Source organism: Priestia sp. JNUCC 25, assembly GCF_053667915.1.
The window spans coordinates 450,001-466,806 of the sequence record NZ_CM132211.1 but is presented as its reverse complement, the minus strand read 5'-3'; the positions used below and the strand labels follow the sequence as shown (position 1 = coordinate 466,806).

The 16,806-nt window shown below is 36.5% G+C and carries 17 protein-coding genes; 4 read left to right on the top strand and 13 right to left on the bottom strand.

The annotated features are described in order from the left end of the window. Positions 1–41: 41 nt before the first annotated feature. Positions 42–1,049: a 5-dehydro-2-deoxygluconokinase gene (gene iolC, locus JNUCC25_RS02510; RefSeq protein ID WP_013055221.1), complete on the bottom strand. Its 1,008-nt coding sequence runs from the start codon at positions 1,047–1,049 to the stop codon at positions 42–44. A gap of 76 nt (positions 1,050–1,125) precedes the next feature. Continuing rightward, the gene (iolG, locus tag JNUCC25_RS02505; protein ID WP_025601329.1) at positions 1,126–2,148 is read right to left on the bottom strand and encodes an inositol 2-dehydrogenase; all 1,023 of its coding nucleotides are present in this window, start codon (positions 2,146–2,148) and stop codon (positions 1,126–1,128) included. Positions 2,149–2,571: 423 nt separating this feature from the next. Here iolG and JNUCC25_RS02500 point away from each other — a divergent pair, with 423 nt between their 5' ends. Further along, a complete protein-coding gene (locus JNUCC25_RS02500) occupies positions 2,572–3,852 on the top strand; it encodes an MFS transporter (RefSeq protein WP_013055219.1) in 1,281 nt (426 codons plus the stop codon). A gap of 63 nt (positions 3,853–3,915) precedes the next feature. Here the strand turns inward: JNUCC25_RS02500 and JNUCC25_RS02495 are convergent, their stop codons facing one another. Then, positions 3,916–4,914, bottom strand: coding sequence for a LacI family DNA-binding transcriptional regulator (locus JNUCC25_RS02495; protein ID WP_013055218.1), 999 nt, complete (start codon positions 4,912–4,914; stop codon positions 3,916–3,918). A gap of 177 nt (positions 4,915–5,091) precedes the next feature. Between JNUCC25_RS02495 and JNUCC25_RS02490 the strand changes: the two genes are divergently transcribed. Beyond that, positions 5,092–5,301, top strand: a complete 210-nt coding sequence (locus JNUCC25_RS02490) for an alpha/beta-type small acid-soluble spore protein (RefSeq protein WP_016762907.1) — start codon at positions 5,092–5,094, stop codon at positions 5,299–5,301. Between the two features lie 230 nt (positions 5,302–5,531). Here JNUCC25_RS02490 and JNUCC25_RS02485 read toward each other — a convergent pair whose 3' ends face one another. The 4 genes from JNUCC25_RS02485 to JNUCC25_RS02470 all read right to left on the bottom strand — a co-directional run bounded on the left by JNUCC25_RS02485 (position 5,532) and on the right by JNUCC25_RS02470 (position 9,259). Beyond that, positions 5,532–5,759 carry a hypothetical protein gene (locus tag JNUCC25_RS02485; RefSeq protein WP_013055216.1) on the bottom strand — a complete coding sequence of 76 codons (228 nt, stop codon included), beginning with the start codon at positions 5,757–5,759 and terminating at the stop codon, positions 5,532–5,534. Between the two features lie 75 nt (positions 5,760–5,834). Next, the gene (locus JNUCC25_RS02480) at positions 5,835–6,326 is read right to left on the bottom strand and encodes a general stress protein (RefSeq protein WP_029325269.1); all 492 of its coding nucleotides are present in this window, start codon (positions 6,324–6,326) and stop codon (positions 5,835–5,837) included. 174 nt (positions 6,327–6,500) lie between these two features. Further along, positions 6,501–7,952, bottom strand: a complete 1,452-nt coding sequence (gene cls / locus JNUCC25_RS02475) for a cardiolipin synthase (protein WP_013055214.1) — start codon at positions 7,950–7,952, stop codon at positions 6,501–6,503. Between the two features lie 476 nt (positions 7,953–8,428). Continuing rightward, positions 8,429–9,259: a GNAT family N-acetyltransferase gene (locus tag JNUCC25_RS02470; protein ID WP_078081436.1), complete on the bottom strand. Its 831-nt coding sequence runs from the start codon at positions 9,257–9,259 to the stop codon at positions 8,429–8,431. Positions 9,260–9,407: 148 nt separating this feature from the next. On the opposite strand from JNUCC25_RS02470, the gene JNUCC25_RS02465 reads away from it, so the two are divergent. Together JNUCC25_RS02465 and JNUCC25_RS02460 are read left to right on the top strand one after the other, a co-directional pair. After that, on the top strand, positions 9,408–9,581 hold the full coding sequence (locus JNUCC25_RS02465) for a hypothetical protein (protein ID WP_164796970.1): 174 nt from the start codon (positions 9,408–9,410) through the stop codon (positions 9,579–9,581). A gap of 160 nt (positions 9,582–9,741) precedes the next feature. After that, positions 9,742–10,278, top strand: a complete 537-nt coding sequence (locus tag JNUCC25_RS02460) for an SH3 domain-containing protein (protein ID WP_013055211.1) — start codon at positions 9,742–9,744, stop codon at positions 10,276–10,278. 53 nt (positions 10,279–10,331) lie between these two features. On the opposite strand, the gene JNUCC25_RS02455 is transcribed toward JNUCC25_RS02460, so the two are convergent. The 6 genes from JNUCC25_RS02455 to JNUCC25_RS02430 all read right to left on the bottom strand — a co-directional run bounded on the left by JNUCC25_RS02455 (position 10,332) and on the right by JNUCC25_RS02430 (position 16,694). Continuing rightward, positions 10,332–10,460: a YjcZ family sporulation protein gene (locus tag JNUCC25_RS02455; protein WP_013055210.1), complete on the bottom strand. Its 129-nt coding sequence runs from the start codon at positions 10,458–10,460 to the stop codon at positions 10,332–10,334. Between the two features lie 227 nt (positions 10,461–10,687). Beyond that, positions 10,688–11,449, bottom strand: coding sequence for a M15 family metallopeptidase (locus tag JNUCC25_RS02450; protein WP_013055209.1), 762 nt, complete (start codon positions 11,447–11,449; stop codon positions 10,688–10,690). 209 nt (positions 11,450–11,658) lie between these two features. Further along, entirely contained in the window at positions 11,659–12,945 is a 1,287-nt protein-coding gene (locus tag JNUCC25_RS02445) for a LysM peptidoglycan-binding domain-containing protein (RefSeq protein ID WP_454222720.1), read from the bottom strand. A gap of 279 nt (positions 12,946–13,224) precedes the next feature. Next, complete coding sequence (locus tag JNUCC25_RS02440) at positions 13,225–14,997, bottom strand: extracellular catalytic domain type 1 short-chain-length polyhydroxyalkanoate depolymerase (RefSeq protein WP_140456608.1); 1,773 nt, start codon at positions 14,995–14,997, stop codon at positions 13,225–13,227. A 249-nt stretch (positions 14,998–15,246) separates the two neighbouring features. Next, positions 15,247–15,744: a GNAT family N-acetyltransferase gene (locus tag JNUCC25_RS02435; protein ID WP_013055206.1), complete on the bottom strand. Its 498-nt coding sequence runs from the start codon at positions 15,742–15,744 to the stop codon at positions 15,247–15,249. 344 nt (positions 15,745–16,088) lie between these two features. Continuing rightward, complete coding sequence (locus tag JNUCC25_RS02430) at positions 16,089–16,694, bottom strand: hypothetical protein (protein WP_029325263.1); 606 nt, start codon at positions 16,692–16,694, stop codon at positions 16,089–16,091. Positions 16,695–16,806 lie beyond the last annotated feature (112 nt).

The following is a 16,806-nucleotide window of genomic DNA, read 5'->3' as shown; positions in this document are numbered from 1 at the left end:
ACTTCTATTCCTTTAATCTCTCAAGATTTTCCCTTTGTTTATTAAGCTTCCTGCAAAACTTCCGTTGCTGTCTCCATAAAGTTGAAGAGCTCAACGCTTGTCGGCATAGCATCTGAACAGCTGTGTTTTGAAATTACAATCGAAGCTGAGGCACCTCCCAATCGCATTGCCTGCGGAATTTCAAGCCCTTGCATCAATCCGTAAATAAAGGCTGAAGCATAAGAATCACCAGCGCCAAACGTTTTCAGAACTTTTGTTTTAAATATTCCTCCACGGTGAGAATCGCCGTCTCTTGTATAGGCAATAGATCCTTCTCCACCGTGCTTAATCACGACGATTTGAGCATGGTAAGAAAACCAGCGCTCTGCTGTTACTTGGTCATTAGATTCTTTATAATTTAAAAGTTTTTCCATCATATCAAACTCTTCTCGCGTACCAATAATCACATCTGATTTTTCAGCGGCTAAATTAAAGTAGACTGCCGTTTCAGCTTCTGATTCCCATGTATATGGACGATAGTCGATATCAAAAAACACTACAACTTCATGCTTGCGTGCGTGTTCTAGTGCTAAAAACACGGCTTCACGAGAAGGACTTTGGGCAAGAGCGGTTCCAGATATTAAAAGAGCCTTTGACTTCTTAATATATTCTTCTGATACTTCTGTAGGATCTAGTTTTAAATCCGCTACATTATCTCGATACATTAAGATGCTGCAATCTGTAGGGCTTTTGATTTCCGTAAAAGCTAACCCCGTTACGGCCCCCGTTTTATCAACAGCAATGCCATCTGTATTAATCTTATTTTTTTGAAGATAGCCAGTAATGAAGCGGCCCATTTGATCATCTGATACTTTTCCGATAAAGCCGGTTTTTAAGCCTAGCCTTGCTGCTCCAATCGCAATATTAGCCGGAGAGCCTCCTACATATTTAGTAAATGTTTTAGTCTCTTCCATTGGACGCTGCGTTTCATTTGCATTTAAATCAATACATAAACGGCCAACAGCGATGAAATCTAACCCACGATTTTCTTTAAAAACAAGCGGATTCATCTTTATTCCTCCTTAGTTAAGCGCTTTCCTAAAAGGGTAGAAAGACCAATTTCTTTCATCCCCACGTTTACCGTCATTAATTCACTGCGTATTTTTTATGTTCAATCTTTACTGGCTGCCCGGATAGTAAAGATTCTTTTGCTGCTTTAGCAATTCGTTCTGCTTGTAACCCATCGTTCCCTGTACAAATAACGCTTTGATTTTCCATAATTGCTCTTGCAAACTGTGTCACTTCCGCTATGTACGCTTGTGTATAGCGCTCAAGAAAGAAATACAGCGGCTTCTCTTTAACTACATTTTCGCCTGTTGATATTTCCACTGTAGTAGGACGGCAATTGTCAGCGGCAGCTGCACCTTTTTCACCAAAAACTTCAAGGCGCTGATCGTAACCGTAGACAGCTTGACGACTGTTATCGATTACACCTAAAGCTCCATTTGCAAATTTTAATGACACAATGGCTGTATCTATATCTCCCGCTTCTTCAATAGCAGGATCGATGAGCGTCGTGCCGTAAGCCGATACTTCTATTACTTCGCTTCCCATTACATAACGAGCCATATCAAAATCATGAATCATCATATCCATGAACAATCCTCCTGAAGCGCGAACATATTCCGGACTCGGCGGCTGAGGATCTCTAGACGTAATTTTTAGAATGTGCGGCTGTCCTACTTCTCCTTGCTGTACAAGATCATGCACTTTTTTAAAGTTGGGATCAAAGCGTCGGTTAAAGCCAACTTGAAGCTGTACGCCATGTTCTTTTACTACTTCTAACGCTTGGATTGTTTCTTCTACTGAAAAACTAACGGGCTTTTCACAGAAAATATGTTTTTTCGCTCGAGCAGCTTCTTTAATAATCGATGCGTGCGTATTCGTTGGCGAACAAATGAAAACGGCATCAACTTCTGGATCAGCTAATAAATCTTGATAATTTGTTGTTAACGTCGAAATTTCTTTACTTGCAGCCCATTCATGCAAATGATCTACTACCACATCTGAAACCGCTTTAATTTTTATTTGCGGCATTAATTTTAAATTATCAGCATGTAATTTCCCTATGCGTCCAGCACCAATTATTCCAATTGTAAGAATCCCCATCTTATTTTCCCCTTTAATTAAAAGTTAAGAAAACATTCGCTCAAACCTTTACATAAGTTAAGCGCTTTCCTAATCCCAATTATACATAACGTTTTCTGAAATGCAAACTTTTTTTATAGATTATTTAGAATATTTGTTTTTTAACAATCTAAACGTATACGATAAAAAAACTATTTTTATCTATTTATCAATGAAATATAAAGAAATTCTTTATATTTCAGTATTTTTATCATGAATTCAGTGATTATTGCCTTACGTACTAATATTTTTATGATTAAAATAATTTAATTGAAAATTATATATATTTAAAATTTTAATTGACGTTCAAAAAATGTAAGCGTATACTTTTTATCAAATAGATTAAGCGCTTAACCAAATTAGTTTGATGTTTTACACAAAATAATCGATCTGGTGGTGTGGAAAATGAATGAATTTATTTCCAGAAAAACGGCTTTAGACAGGATTGGGATCCCTTCTCATTTAACGTGGGGATACATAGGTATTATTGTTTTTATGATTGGTGATGGTTTAGAACAAGGATGGTTATCTCCTTATCTTGTAGAACGAGGTTTAACCATTGAACATGCTGCTTTACTGTTTACTGTTTACGGCATTACGGTCTCTGTTTCTTCCTGGTTCTCCGGCGTACTGGTTCAGCTGTGGGGTCCTAGAAAAGCAATGGCATTCGGCTTGATATCCTTTATTATTGGTTCAATTGGATTTATAGGTTTAGGACTTCATATTATGAATTACACAATTATACTAATTTGTTATGCTCTTAGAGGATTTGGTTACCCTTTATTTGCCTACTCATTTTTGGTCTGGGTGTCTTACCGCACGCCCCAGGAAATGCTTTCAAAAGCAGTAGGCTGGTTTTGGTTTGTCTTCCAGCTTGGATTAAGCGTAATCGGAGCCTTTTATTCAAGTTATATGGTTCCAAAAATTGGCGAAATCGCTACCTTGTGGAGTGGTTTACTTTTTGTTTTGATCGGTGGAATCTTTTCGATTATTATGAATAAAGACAAGTTTACCGTTCAAAAAGTAAACGATAATAAAACAAAAGAATTAATGAAAGGGATTACAATCGCATTTGAGAACCCTAAAGTAGGCATCGGAGGCATCGTAAAGATTATTAACTCTGCTGCTCAATTTGGATTTGTTGTTTTTTTGCCAACATATATGATGAAACATGATTTTACGATGAGTGAATGGTTGCAAATCTGGGGTACATTGTTTTTTGTGAATATGGCTTTTAATATTATTTTTGGTATTGTTGGAGATAAGTTTGGCTGGGTAAATACAATCAAATGGTTTGGCGGAGTTGGATGCGGAATTGTAACACTTGCTCTCTACTATGTACCGCAATTCGTCGGACATAATTATTGGGTGATGATGATTGTCGCATGCTGTTACGGTGCAACACTAGCAGGATATGTTCCTCTTACAGCGTTAGTGCCTTCTTTAGCTCCTGAGAATAAAGGAGCGGCAATGTCTGTGTTGAACTTAGGATCTGGACTTTCTGCTTTTGTAGGTCCTTTAATTGTGACCGTTTTTATTGGTCTTTTGGGCACGGGCGGCGTGATTTGGATCTTTGCTTGCTTATACTTCTTTGGTGCTTTTCTAACTGGTTTCCTTACGATTCCAACAGAGACAACTATCAAAGGCGAAACAATAAACGAAGTCAAAAGTCCAGTCTCTCTATAAATATGCTTAAGCAGAAAAAGCTGCGGGTGCCTCAACACCTGCAGCTTTTTTATTTTCTCTCCTTTATAACTTTTTTACCGACGCACGTTCTACTAGTTCGGGAATAATCGTTACTCTCTGTTTCGCATGCTCTTCTTTTTTCATAGACTTTAACAGCTGTTCAAACGTACTAGTAGCCATCTGAGAAATAGGTTGTTCAATCGTTGTCAAACCCGGCTCAGCAATATCGGCATATATCGTATTATCAAATCCAATTACCGACAGATCTCCAGGGATCGAAAGCCCCTGCTTCCTTGCCTCGTTTATGAGCGATACCCCAATTAGATCTGTACATGCAAAGACTGCTGTTGGCCTATTAGGCAAGGAAAGCAGCTGTTTACTTGCTCTCCTGCTATCTTCTACTGTTGAATAACAGCTGATAATGGACTGATTTTCTAGTGATAAATTTGCTTCTGTGAGCGCTTGTTTAAATCCCGCTAATCGCCCCTCACTGCTTTTTCTATCTTTTTCAGTCATAATCGTTACCGATTGATGACCTTTTTCTATTAAATACGTACCCGCAATATATCCTCCGCGAACGTTATCAATTGTCACTACATGCGTTGAGATAGAAGGATGGTCAACTGAAAACAATACAAGCGGTACATCATGCTTCACAATTTTCTTTACGAGCTTCGTATCATTTAGTTCGGTTGCGATAATGATTCCATCTACTTGTTTTTTAAATAAAAGATCTATATATTCATGTTCGCGCGCAGTTTGATGATCTGTACTGCATAAAAAAAGCGTGTATCCGGCTGCTCTAGCACTATTCTCAAAAGCTCTTGCTACCTCTGCAAAAAAAGGATTCGAGATATCAGGAACTAGAACACCAATCGTGTACGTCTTTTTTCCTGTTAACGCCGCTGCGACACTGCTAGGCTGATAATCTAATTCCATCATTACTTCATTCACTTTTTTTATCGTTTTTTCACTAATACGGCCTGTTTGATTGATTACTTTGGATACAGTGGCTATCGATACCCCTGCTTTTTTCGCAACATCGTAAATGGTTGGTTTCACTTTCACTGTTCCTTTCTTCGTGATCTCTTCCTTTATTTTATCACGAAAGTATTCAATCGTTTTATATATTACCATAAGCATATTCTATAAGTCCCTGAAAAATTTTTTTTATTTTATGTATAAAAACTATCTATTAATCAAATCATAATCTTAACCTTATAAAAGGAGTTGATTATGATGGCAAACAGCAGAAATAAGAGCAGCAATGAATTAGCAGTACACGGTGCTCAACAAGCAATCGATCAAATGAAATATGAGATCGCTAGCGAATTTGGCGTAACTCTTGGTCCTGACACAACTGCACGCGCAAACGGCTCAGTAGGCGGCGAAATCACAAAACGCCTTGTGCAAATGGCTGAACAGCAACTTGGCGGCGGACGTTTCTAAATCACTATCATAAGCAATACGGCTGGAGGAAGAGCGAATGACCGTTCTTCCTTTTCCAATTTTTACATAATCTCTTATCGCGTTTCTTCTACTCTATATGTATCTAAAACAAAACCACTACCCCATAACGTTCACATCCCGTTATATAAGGTTCTCTTTCTCTCACAATAGAGTGTTTATGATAAAACATAAAAAGAAGTTCCTTTTATAGGAACTTCTTTTATCTCACTTTATAAATGTGCAAGCTCTTTAGATATCTTTTCGGTCTTTGCTTTTAGCTGTTCTTGCTGACCTTCTAAGTCAGCAAGAACAGCTAACACTTCCGTATTCTCTGGTTCTTCTTCATACTGTTTTAACGTAGCAACAAGAGACTGTGAAACTTTGATGAGCTCTTGATTAACTTCTTGCTGCTGTTTTAAATAGTCAAGTTCATATTCGGTTTTTTCTAGATTTCTCATCGGTCCCCTTCCTTTCGTTAACTAGCTTTTATTTAAGAACGCAGTCTTTTATTATCTCATTTAGTTACTTCAACATTACCTTATTTTATTTTCGTGATTGCCGTATAACATTTTTTCATTCATCGGGTCAGCTGATTTTTCAGCAGGTGTCACTGTTTGCCCTAGAGATGAATTGTGTTTATCATGCTCAACTGCGTCTACCATCAGCAAAACTTTTCCTTTTTTAAGATCAGATACATATGAGGAAGCTTCTGCAGCAGGTACACCATATTCGGTTAATTGATTTTCGATTCGATTAACATCTTGATCCATTTTTTCTTCAGACGGCGTAAAAGCATTTTTTATTTTCTCCATAAAGGATTGATGGTGCTTTGAGTGTTGATCTGTATCAACTGTTTGCACATCAATTCCTGCAGAATGCTCAATCGCTTCTGTATTTTCATGATGGGAACCACTGTTTGTCAAAACAGAAAGTGCACTGTCCGGATATCCCTGTGTTTTTAAATTTCGAATCGCTGTAATAACGGCTGCCTCTGAATCATACGTACCTACTACATTTTTTGTCATTTTCTATTCCTCCTAGGTATTATCATTTTTTAGCTTGTTATAGTATTAATACCCTTGGATTTTTTGGTAAAACTTTTTAACTTTATCTCTAGCTCTCCTTACAAGGAGAAACCAATAAAATAACAGACTTGAATCTAAAAATTCAAGTCTGTTTCATGATATCAATGATTTGTATTATAAAATTGGGGACAGTAAGCGAGATACCGCTTCTTTAAATTTTATAAGAAGAGAGCGCTCTTTATATCGTTCGAGCGTTAATTTTGAACTGCACTGCACATCTTCAAGAAACAGGTTCTTTAATTTTTTGGCAATAGGCTGGTCATATACAACTGCATTCACTTCAAAATTAAGGCTGAAACTTCGTGGATCAATATTCGTCGTTCCTACAGAAGACACTTCACTATCTACTACAATTGTTTTAGCATGTAAAAAGCCTTTTTCATAGAGATAAATATTCGCACCATACGTCAGCAGTTCACCTACGTGAGACCACGTAGCCCAATAAACAAAAGGATGATCGGGTTTGTTTGGAATCATAATATGAATCTCTACTCCAGATAATAAAGCAATTTTACAAGCATCCATAAAACTTGCGTCAGGAATAAAGTAAGGCGTTTGAAGGTACACGCTTTCTTTGGCCGACATAATCAATGAGATATACATGTTTTTCAGATGCTGGGTAGTCGAGTTTGGCCCGCTTGCTACAATTTGTACAGGAACCGTTCCAGAATGAGTTTCTGTACGATGCAAAAATTGTTCCAGTTCAATTGGCTGCTTTGTTGCTTGATGCCAATCTAAAATGAATCTCCCTTGAATATCGTTCACTGACTCTCCTTTAATGCGAAAATGAGTGTCTCTCCAATAACCCATTTTTGGATCTAACCCTAAATATTCATCTCCTACGTTAAATCCTCCTATGTATGCTACTTCACCATCAATAATACAAAGCTTTCGATGATTTCGATTGTTAATCCGAAAATTAATTAAGCGAAGAATTGAAGGGAAAAATGCCTGTGCTTCGCCGCCATATGAAATAAGCTCCTTAAAAAATGATGGCGTCATTTTTCTAGATCCTACTTCATCATAAAGAACGCGAACCTTTATGCCTTCTTTTGCTTTTTTTGTTAGCTCATCTCTTAATTTTTTCCCAAGATTATCTCGTTGAATAATATAATATTGAATATTAATTTCTTTTTTAGCATTTCGAATGTCCTCAAACAATGCATCAAATTTCTGATTACCATCACTAAAGATATCAATTTCATTGTCGGTGCGCACGAGTGACTTAGAAGAATTTAAATTAGTGAACAGCAGTTTATTATGTTGAATTAATAAATCATTTCGATATTCATGGGTAGCTTTAAGTTCTTTTAATTGTTCATCTACTGAAGATCTTAAATATTCCCGCTCATCAGATGATAACTTATAAAAGTTCTTCTGTTTTAGCTGTCTTCCAAAGAATAGATATACAATAAAGCCGACAATCGGTATAAAAAATAAAATAAGAAGCCACGCCCATGTAGATCCTATATCTCTTCGTTCGATGAAAATAAGAATACCGGCTAATAAAATATTAATAGCTGTTACAACAGATACACTTAGTGTAAAGATATGGGCAAATTCCATCCTTTTACTCCTTTCTTTCTACTGCATTGCTTTATTAACTCATTCCCGTTTTTAACGTTCTCATTCACTTTACTATACATAACACAGATCGCTTCCTTTTTCATCTTTAGTATCCAAATTTTATTGTTTTTTATTTTTGGCCAAACTAAAAATGTAAAATATTCACTTTTATTGTGTATTAAAAACAAGGGGGAAATAATTTGTTTTTTTCTTTTATTTTTCTTAGCCTCATCAATGTATTTATCAGTATTAGCCTGGGGCATACGGCTTATCAATTATTTAGAAAAGCATTTATTGGAGGTATTCTTACGTGTATCCTTGCTTGCAGCGCTCCTATCATGTTTGTATGGCCTTTCCTGTTTTTATCAACGGGCATATCACTTTTTCTCTACTTTCTCATTATTTACTCAAAAAAGCACATATCATCTAATATGTAAATAAAAAACACGAAAATCTAAGATTTCCGTGTTTTTTATTTACAAGCTGTATACGTAATAATCCTGCACGTGATATGAATTGAAACCGCATGTTTCGTAGAGTTGCAAAGCGCGTTTGTTTTTCGCTTCAACCTCAAGAAATATATCATATCCTAGCCGAAGCTGCTTTAAAACAACTTGTTTTAAAGCAGCTTTTCCTATTCCCAATTTTTGATAAGAAGGTAAAATACCAAATCCATAAATCCATGCCTCGCTTTTATCATAAGATACCCTTAACTTTCCAACCGCTTGACTATTGTACTCTACGATAAAATGATTTTGCTGTTCTTCCGTTTTCGTTTGTTCATAATAAGCAGCTGCTTCTGTTAAAGACATACCAAAGCATTCCACATCAACTTGTATTTCCATTTTCATATCGGTATCTGATTGGGAAGAGCGAAGTGCAACAAAGGGATTATCATCTTCCAATTCTTTTTGTGTCCACTTCATTTGATATTCTGAAAAAGTAAATGAACATGGAATTTGCTTTAAGAACTCCCTGCCTGAAACCGAATCGCCAGGAGCATTTAATAAAATCTCTGTATACCCACGCTTCTTACATATATGTAAAGCTTGAGAAAACAGCTTTGAAAAAATCCTTTTTCGGCGATAGCTAGGAGCGACCATTCCGCATATTTCTACTGTATTCCCAAACCCATAAAGACCAATAAACCCAACAAGCTGATTATCTTCATAATGAAAAAAATCGTTAACTTCATTTTGTTTTCGACTTCGTAGCATATCAAAATTCAGCTTCAGCTCTATGTGCTCTTCTTGTTCGCAAATAGACTGTAGCTTTTGTATATCTTCTAACACATGTTGTTCTAACATAAAACGCCCCCTGCATTCTTCTTTTTATTATAAGTTCGGCTTTATTTAACTTTTTCCTTTCATCTTTAGCGCAACAGTCGAATAATTATAGGGTAAAAGCAAGATCAAAAAGCATATAGAGTAATCAAACTAAATAGGCGGGGTGCTTATGAAAAAGACCATTTTAATAAGTTTTATTGCACTAGTTGCTTTAACCATTATTTATTGCCTGCAGAAAGAATTTATTTTCGCTTTAGCTTTGTGGAGCATTTATGGAACAGTATTATCTGTTTTTGTATATTTTTCTTTTTACAAATCAACGGAAGATCGCGAGGAACAGTAACGATAATGCTATTAAAAGGTCTGTAAAATAAACCTTTTTACAGACCTTTTATAAATTTACAACTGGGATATATGTTGGTAACAATTTAGAAACAAGTATTCCTTATTCTTAGTGTTATAGAAAAGTTATTACCTATTTCACTAAGGAGTTGGATATTTGTATGAAGACAATTACAAAATCTATATCGGTTTTAGCATTAGCAGCAGGCTTTACTTTTTCATCTCTATCTGGAACACTGCCATTCACTCACGAGCAAACAGCAAGTGCAGCAGAAAAAATAAACGCACCGTTCAGCGTATATGAAGTGACCGCAAACGTACTCAATATACGTTCAAAACCTAGCACTCAGGGAAAGATTCTTGATACATTAAGAAAAAAAGATCAAATTGAAGTAGTCAAGTTTGTAAATGCAGATTGGGCTGCTATTAAAATAATTGGCGGCACCGGATATATCAGTACTTCCTATTTAATGAAAGTCCCTTCTACTGTTCATACAGCTGCTAACCTTAATTTACGTACAGGACCTAGCACAAGCAACAAAGTTGTAACAACTATTCCTAAAGGAAAAAGCGTCAGCTTCTTAGCTTGGGGCTACTCAAAAGATAACAAGCTTTCATTTGATTGGGCTTTTGTAGAATACAACGGCTTTAAAGGATATGTAAGCACTTCGTACTTACAGTTACCTACTTATAGATAAAAACAGATAACTCCCTTGAATTATTTCAAGGGAGCTTATTTATGGACACCGTATTAATAGTGCCCTGCCCATGAAGCACCAATGATAATTAGTAAAATAAATAGCACAACGATTAACGCAAAGCTACTTCCGTGACCTGCTCCGTATCCGTACCCATAACCATAACCTCCGTAAAAACTCATTTTCTTTCACCTCCTTTTTTGTAGAATATGTGAAGGAAAATGAAAACGAACATGAGTATTCTTTATCACAAAATTCATTATAATTTATAAACGTTAACTCTTTTACTAGTAAGGCATAGGATATAGCATCCCGTGGTTCATCTCTACATCTTTCCCTCGTTCCCCCTTTTAAAGTAAGGGTATATTCGAGCAATACAAAAAAGAAGAGTTTATATAACTCTTCTTTTTTATTGAACTGGATTATCAACTTGCATGTAGTCATTATAATATTCTTCTAACGTAATTCCTTTCTTAGACACTTTAGAGGCGAGTTCTTTCCCGACAAATCGTATATGCCACGGCTCATATTTATAACCTGTAATCTGCTGCTTTCCTTCTGGATAGCGAACAATGTATCCGTATTTATATGAATTTGCTTCAATCCATTTGGCTTCAGGAGTATCTTTAAAACAATCTTGAGCTGCACACTTACCGGTGCTGCTTGATACATCTATACTTAAACCAGTCTGATGTTCACTGCTGCCTGGATGAGCGCTGTAATGATTAGCTGCCGCTTCTCCATCTTGTTTTATATACGCTTGATAAAGAGATTCTTGACGGCTTTGAGAACGATAGGCAGAAACACCGGCTAGGTAAATTCCTTCTCGTTCAGCAGCTGAAAACATCCTTTCTAACGCTTTTGCTGCTTCTGTACGCATTTGGCGCTTTTCAATTTTTTCTTTAAATATAAACCGAACGTCTGGGTATACAAGGTCAGTGGGTTCATAGTGATCAGGAAGAAGATTTTGTTTATTTACTAACACAGCAATGGATTCTGGGTTCCCTACAATTTCTATACTATTCTGCTTCTGTTTAGAAGAAGATAAAGGATTATGATCAGACGTATTCAAATGATCGTCGTGCTGAAATAATCCCTGATAGCCTAGATACGAGAATCCTGCAATAACACCCAGCACTATTAGTAAAGCCATTTTTTTATAAAGTTTCATATTTCTATACTCCTGACATATTTTCAGCTTTTTAGGACACTCAAACATTGTATATAAATCAAGAAATAATTACTAATATAACAAACTAATTCCTACTATAAATTTTAGTATGCCCGGACCTAATTTTTTCAAACGTTCATTTTAAGCATAAAAAAAAGAGATGTCTCCTAAAAGACATCTCTCTTTACTTCTATTCTATAAGACTAGTATTAGTCGATAACTGTAATTTTAACTGATCTTCTGCCCCAGTCTTGTGCAGCACTATCTGAAGAAACGAATACATCAATTCGATTTCCTTTAATTGCGCCACCTGTATCTGCTGCTACAGCTTGACCATAACCTTCAACGTATACTTTTGAACCTAATGGAATAACGCTAGGATCAACCGCAATTACTCGTTGATTTGGATTTGATTTTAAATTTACTCCAGTAGCTGTTGTACCACTGCATCCAGCACAGTTAGCTGTATAAGCTGTTGCTTCAACAGTCATAGACTTGCCGCTAGCTTGCTGTTGAGACTGCTGTTGCTGCTGTTGAGCTGCTTGTTGCTGTTGCTGAGCTGCTTGTTCTTTTTGTGCTTGCTCTTGTGCTGCTGCTTGAGCTTGCTCTTGTTCTTTTTGTGCTTGCTCTTGTGCTGCCTGTGCTTGTGCTACTGCTTGAGCTTGCTCTTTTTGTGCTTGCTCTTGTGCTACCTGTGCTTGTGCTGCTTGAGCTTGCTCTTGTTCTTTTTGTGCTTGCTCTTGTGCTGCCTGTGCTTGTGCTGCTGCTTGAGCTTGCTCTTGTTCTTTTTGTGCTTGCTCTTGTGCTACCTGTGCTTGTGCTGCTTGAGCTTGCTCTTGTTCTTTTTGTGCTTGCTCTTGTGCTGCTACTTGAGCTTGTTCTTGTTCTTTTTGTGTTTGCTCTTGTGCTGCTACTTGAGCTTGTTCTTGTTCTTTTTGTGCTTGCTCTTGTGCTACCTGTGCTTGTGCTGCTTGAGCTTGCTCTTGTTCTTTTTGTGCTTGCTCTTGTTCTTTTTGTGTTTGTTCTTGTGCTGCTTGTTCTTGCTGAGCTTGTGCCGTTTGAGGCTGCTGCGCTTGTGGAGCTGCCTTTGCTACTGGCGCACTAGCTGTTTGAGATTGAGCTGCTTGTGCCGTTTTAATTTTAAATTGTTCTCCAGGGAAAACTAAGTCTGATGTTAAACCGTTCCATTCTTTAATTTCTTCTACTGTTACGCCATAATGTTGACCGATTGACCACAAAGTGTCACCACGTTTTACAGTATGTACGATTTCTTTTATGCTAGATAAGTTTAGTGTCTGATTTGGATAAATTAGTGTTGATGTTAAGTTATTAGCATCTTTTAGCTCGTCTACGCTCACATTATGATTTTGAGCGATTTTCCATAAAGTGTCACCTTTTTGTACTTCATACGTTCCGCTTGTAGAGGCAGATGCTGCACCCACAAATCCTGCTGAAAGAATTGCCGTTGTCCCTAGAGTAAATACAAATTTCTTCATTTTCCGAATACCTCCTTATTTACTCAATGACTGAATGATACCACCTGTTCATTTCACTTCCATTACAGGAATATTTTACTTTTATTACGGATTTAATTAATTTTAAACATTTTCTTGTAATATTTCTGACAATTCATTTTTGAATAATGATTAAATTTCATCAAAATCATGTCAAAATTTGAAGAAAACTCTATAAAAAGTTGGAGTTGTATTCGGTGATAAAAGTAACTTATCAGCAAAAAAAACCTTCTAAAAGCAGTTAGCTTTTAGAAGGTTTTTTTACTGATATGAAACAGTTAAAGTTGGAGCATATGCAGGACTGTCGCCCCCATAAATTTCAACTACGTCACTTAAAAAGTCCGCTGGACCTGAGCTTGACAAGCGAAATTGAGTTTTGCCGGTCCTATTCATATATCCCCAAAGTGAGGAAGGAAGTTGAATAGTTGTATATCCATTATTGAGTGAAGGCACTGACATTTGGAAGCCCGCTGAAATAGATGGTGAAGCCTGATAATCTATTTGTTCTAAAGCACTGCTAGTTCCAAATACACCGCTTTTAATATCGCCTTTCAAAGATGAAATATTACCAGTTGAAGATTTGCGATAAATTTTTAAAGATACATCCGTAATGATTGCATCATCAGGTAAAGAACTTGTGTCAAAAGATAAAATGGTTCGGTATGTGTCGGTATTGTACATTCCTTTATCCCCAATTTTATGAATAGAACTACTCATACCGTCAGCTGATAAGTTTCCGATAAATCCATCTTCAGCAGCAAGCGAAGAAAATACTGAAGGTTTCTCTGAAGTTCCAGAAATTTGATAAACTTCCGTCTTTACTTCCTCTTGGTTGCCTGCTGCGTCTACACTAAAAAACTTTACTGTTTTGCTAGAGTTGATGGTAATAGGCTCAGAGTACTTTAGAGAATTAACAGTTGGTATGCTTCCATCTAATGTATAGTAAGTGATGGCAGGTTCATTGGTTGATAATGAAACAGAAACAGAACTTCCATACGTTCCTCCCGCTGGTGAAGCAGCTGTAACCGGTGGGGATATATCTCCTGAATTAGGAGCATCACCATTTTTCGGATGGCTTTTAAAAAAGTTCCAGCTTAATTTAGTTGCATTTGGTCCTTTAGGATCTGTATAAGAACCGGATGTACTTCCCCCTGACCAAGCATGTCCCATTCCTTCTATCATGTACTTTTCCATTACTGTTTTTCCAGCTGTATCTTTGTAAATATATTGCGTATAGCTTCTTCCACCAGATACTGTACCTGTTGCAGTTTGATCTGCCGTATCATCAATATTGTTATTATCCAGCCCATCAGACGCTCTATCATTTGTTTGAGCCCATTGCGATAATATTTGATGCGCATTTATAGGCGCAACAGTGTAGTCGGCCGTCCCATGAAACAAAATAACTGGAACCACTCGTTTATGATCTCCCATGGCTGAATAGGCTAAATCTCCTTGTTGGATAGGATTAGGACCTCCACTGCTCATTGCTGTATAAGCACCTGTCACATTAGTCGCTGCTTTATATTCTAAGCCAGCTCCAACGCTAATAGCTGCAAATATGTCTGGATAAGTAGCTCCCATAATAACACTCATAGCTGCACCAGCAGATAGCCCTCCAACAAAGACTTGGTCGGCATCTATTGAATAACTGCTTTTTATTTGATTGACCATTCCAGCAATTAACGCTGGTTCACCGCTTCCCCTTGATTGATGAGCCGTATCAAACCAGTTCCAACACTTATTTGAATTAGCAGAAGAAGGTTGTTCTGGATAAAGAAGAAGAAACTTCTCTGTCTCCGCCAGTTCATTCATTTGTGTTCCTGCTGCAAATTGATCAGGGTCTTGAGTACAGCCATGTAGCATAACTACTAGAGGTAAGGCAGCACCTCTCTGATAACTGCTAGGTACGTACAGTTTGTATGTCCTTCCATTATATGTTTTAGAGGTAAAACTTCCTGCGGCTGAAGAAGATACAGCACCTAAAGATAAAAAAAGTATAAAAATCATCCCTGCTATAAATAATCGTTTCATCTTCCTGCTTCCTCCCTATATTGATATGGTTATACTTGGTAGCAAACGTACATATCGGTATGGTAGGGAAATGAATAAGAGTTACTAGTAAGATGATAGCAAGGTTTTATGTAATAAAATTTATATTAACTGCACGATTTGCCTACGCTTATGAGGAAGAATAAAATCATTCATCTTCCAAATGAAGAAAACGCTTACATAAAATTGTAAACGATTGTGCCGATAAATACTATAAAAAAGACATACCTTTTAAAAATAGGCCGGTATGTCTTCTATGGATTGCTTACTTAAGTATTCATATTGTGACTCGCTGCAATTTACCATAGCAATGGATTGAGGATAACGTTGTAAATGAGAAGGGAGCTCCTTAAACCCAAACTGATGATAATATTCAGGAAGAATATCGCTATACAGCATAAAAATAGCGCTGCGCTTCTCTATCTTCATCTTTTTAAAAAAGTCTTCAAGCATATCACGGCCATACCCCATTCGTTGATAAAGCTGGTGTACAACAACGGATCCAATACCATGCAAAGCAAACTTTAATCGAGGAGTTTGTAAAAGAAGCAAAATAAATGAACCAATAATTTGATTCTCTTCATTTACGTATACATACCGAATTCCATATGTTTCTTCTTTTTGATTATCTCTCACATACTCTTTGTACGTCCTGCCTTTAGGCCATGCGGCATATCCCATTTGATAGACTTCTGCCAATTCTTCAGACTTTATTTTTCTTAATAACATGAACATCCCCTCTTTATTTATAATCCCATACGTCAGCAGACATTTTTTATAAAGTTAAAAATAGTTCCTGTATGTATATATTATACTTCATCCTACGGAAGCTTTCTTGCTCTGAGTGCTATTAACAGCTAATAGTGAGCTACTTTCTCAAAAAACTAGAAAGATTCCTGATAGTTGTTCCTTACCCATAGCAGTCATATATATAAAGATACTCTTTATCATTCCATAAAAGCATAGAGATGTAAATGTATTTCCAGCTTCATTTAGCATTCATTACGTATTACTCATCAAAAAAAGCATAGAAACTACGTTCTATGCTTTACAGTGAAAGTACTCATCATTTCTTAAGCTTTTTCGTTCTCTACATACTCCACTAGATGAAAGAAAAAACGATATGTAAGAACAAGAGCTTCACCTATCGACATTTTTTCATTAAACTCTTTTATAGCATCTAACTCAATATTCACATCCCATAATCCATCTTTATCATTAAATAAAAGCTGGACGCTTGTTAGGCTTTCATTAAGTTCTTTAGCAAAAAATTGTTTTAGTAAAGAACCGAATTTTTTTTGCATATGTAACCCCGTTAATACTTTATATGTGCCAAACACATCATCCACTTCAAAAGAACATCCATCAAGCTTAATAAATTCGAACCATTTTGATTCTACATATAGAAATTCACTTCTGTGTTCTTTCAAATAAGAAATAGGAGTATCTAAAAATGAAAGAGGAGATTCTTCTGTGATCAGCTCGTCCGTTTCTTTCTCTACTCTTTCGATATAAGAATCTTTAAAACGTAAAGATGCCTCTTTTTCTTCTATCATCAGGTTTTGCGGTACCAACTCTTTTTGCAACGCATATTCCTTTTCTTCCTGGTATAGAGATAAAGATTGACCTTGAACGTTCATTTCTTTTTCAATATAAGTTTGAATATTACTTTGTAACATGAAAAAACCTCCTGATTAATCTGCATCACTATCTTATATCATAACCTAAACAAGTGTTTATAAATATAACCAAACAAAAAATCCTTAGGCATAGCCTAAGGATAATAATAAT

Bases quoted from the DNA above. Each gene is read 5' to 3' on its own strand.
- JNUCC25_RS02465 (WP_164796970.1), top strand. From the start codon at position 9,408: ATGAAAAAGACCATTTTAATAAGTTTTATTGCACTAGTTGCTTTAACC.
- iolC (WP_013055221.1), bottom strand. From the start codon at position 1,049: ATGAATCCGCTTGTTTTTAAAGAAAATCGTGGGTTAGATTTCATCGCT.
- JNUCC25_RS02445 (WP_454222720.1), bottom strand. From the start codon at position 12,945: ATGAAGAAATTTGTATTTACTCTAGGGACAACGGCAATTCTTTCAGCA.
- JNUCC25_RS02435 (WP_013055206.1), bottom strand. From the start codon at position 15,744: ATGTTATTAAGAAAAATAAAGTCTGAAGAATTGGCAGAAGTCTATCAA.
- JNUCC25_RS02450 (WP_013055209.1), bottom strand. From the start codon at position 11,449: ATGAAACTTTATAAAAAAATGGCTTTACTAATAGTGCTGGGTGTTATT.
- JNUCC25_RS02460 (WP_013055211.1), top strand. From the start codon at position 9,742: ATGAAGACAATTACAAAATCTATATCGGTTTTAGCATTAGCAGCAGGC.
- JNUCC25_RS02490 (WP_016762907.1), top strand. From the start codon at position 5,092: ATGGCAAACAGCAGAAATAAGAGCAGCAATGAATTAGCAGTACACGGT.
- JNUCC25_RS02470 (WP_078081436.1), bottom strand. From the start codon at position 9,259: ATGTTAGAACAACATGTGTTAGAAGATATACAAAAGCTACAGTCTATT.
- JNUCC25_RS02430 (WP_029325263.1), bottom strand. From the start codon at position 16,694: ATGTTACAAAGTAATATTCAAACTTATATTGAAAAAGAAATGAACGTT.
- JNUCC25_RS02500 (WP_013055219.1), top strand. From the start codon at position 2,572: ATGAATGAATTTATTTCCAGAAAAACGGCTTTAGACAGGATTGGGATC.
- iolG (WP_025601329.1), bottom strand. From the start codon at position 2,148: ATGGGGATTCTTACAATTGGAATAATTGGTGCTGGACGCATAGGGAAA.
- cls (WP_013055214.1), bottom strand. From the start codon at position 7,952: ATGGAATTTGCCCATATCTTTACACTAAGTGTATCTGTTGTAACAGCT.
- JNUCC25_RS02440 (WP_140456608.1), bottom strand. From the start codon at position 14,997: ATGAAACGATTATTTATAGCAGGGATGATTTTTATACTTTTTTTATCT.
- JNUCC25_RS02455 (WP_013055210.1), bottom strand. From the start codon at position 10,460: ATGAGTTTTTACGGAGGTTATGGTTATGGGTACGGATACGGAGCAGGT.
- JNUCC25_RS02480 (WP_029325269.1), bottom strand. From the start codon at position 6,326: ATGACAAAAAATGTAGTAGGTACGTATGATTCAGAGGCAGCCGTTATT.
- JNUCC25_RS02485 (WP_013055216.1), bottom strand. From the start codon at position 5,759: ATGAGAAATCTAGAAAAAACCGAATATGAACTTGACTATTTAAAACAG.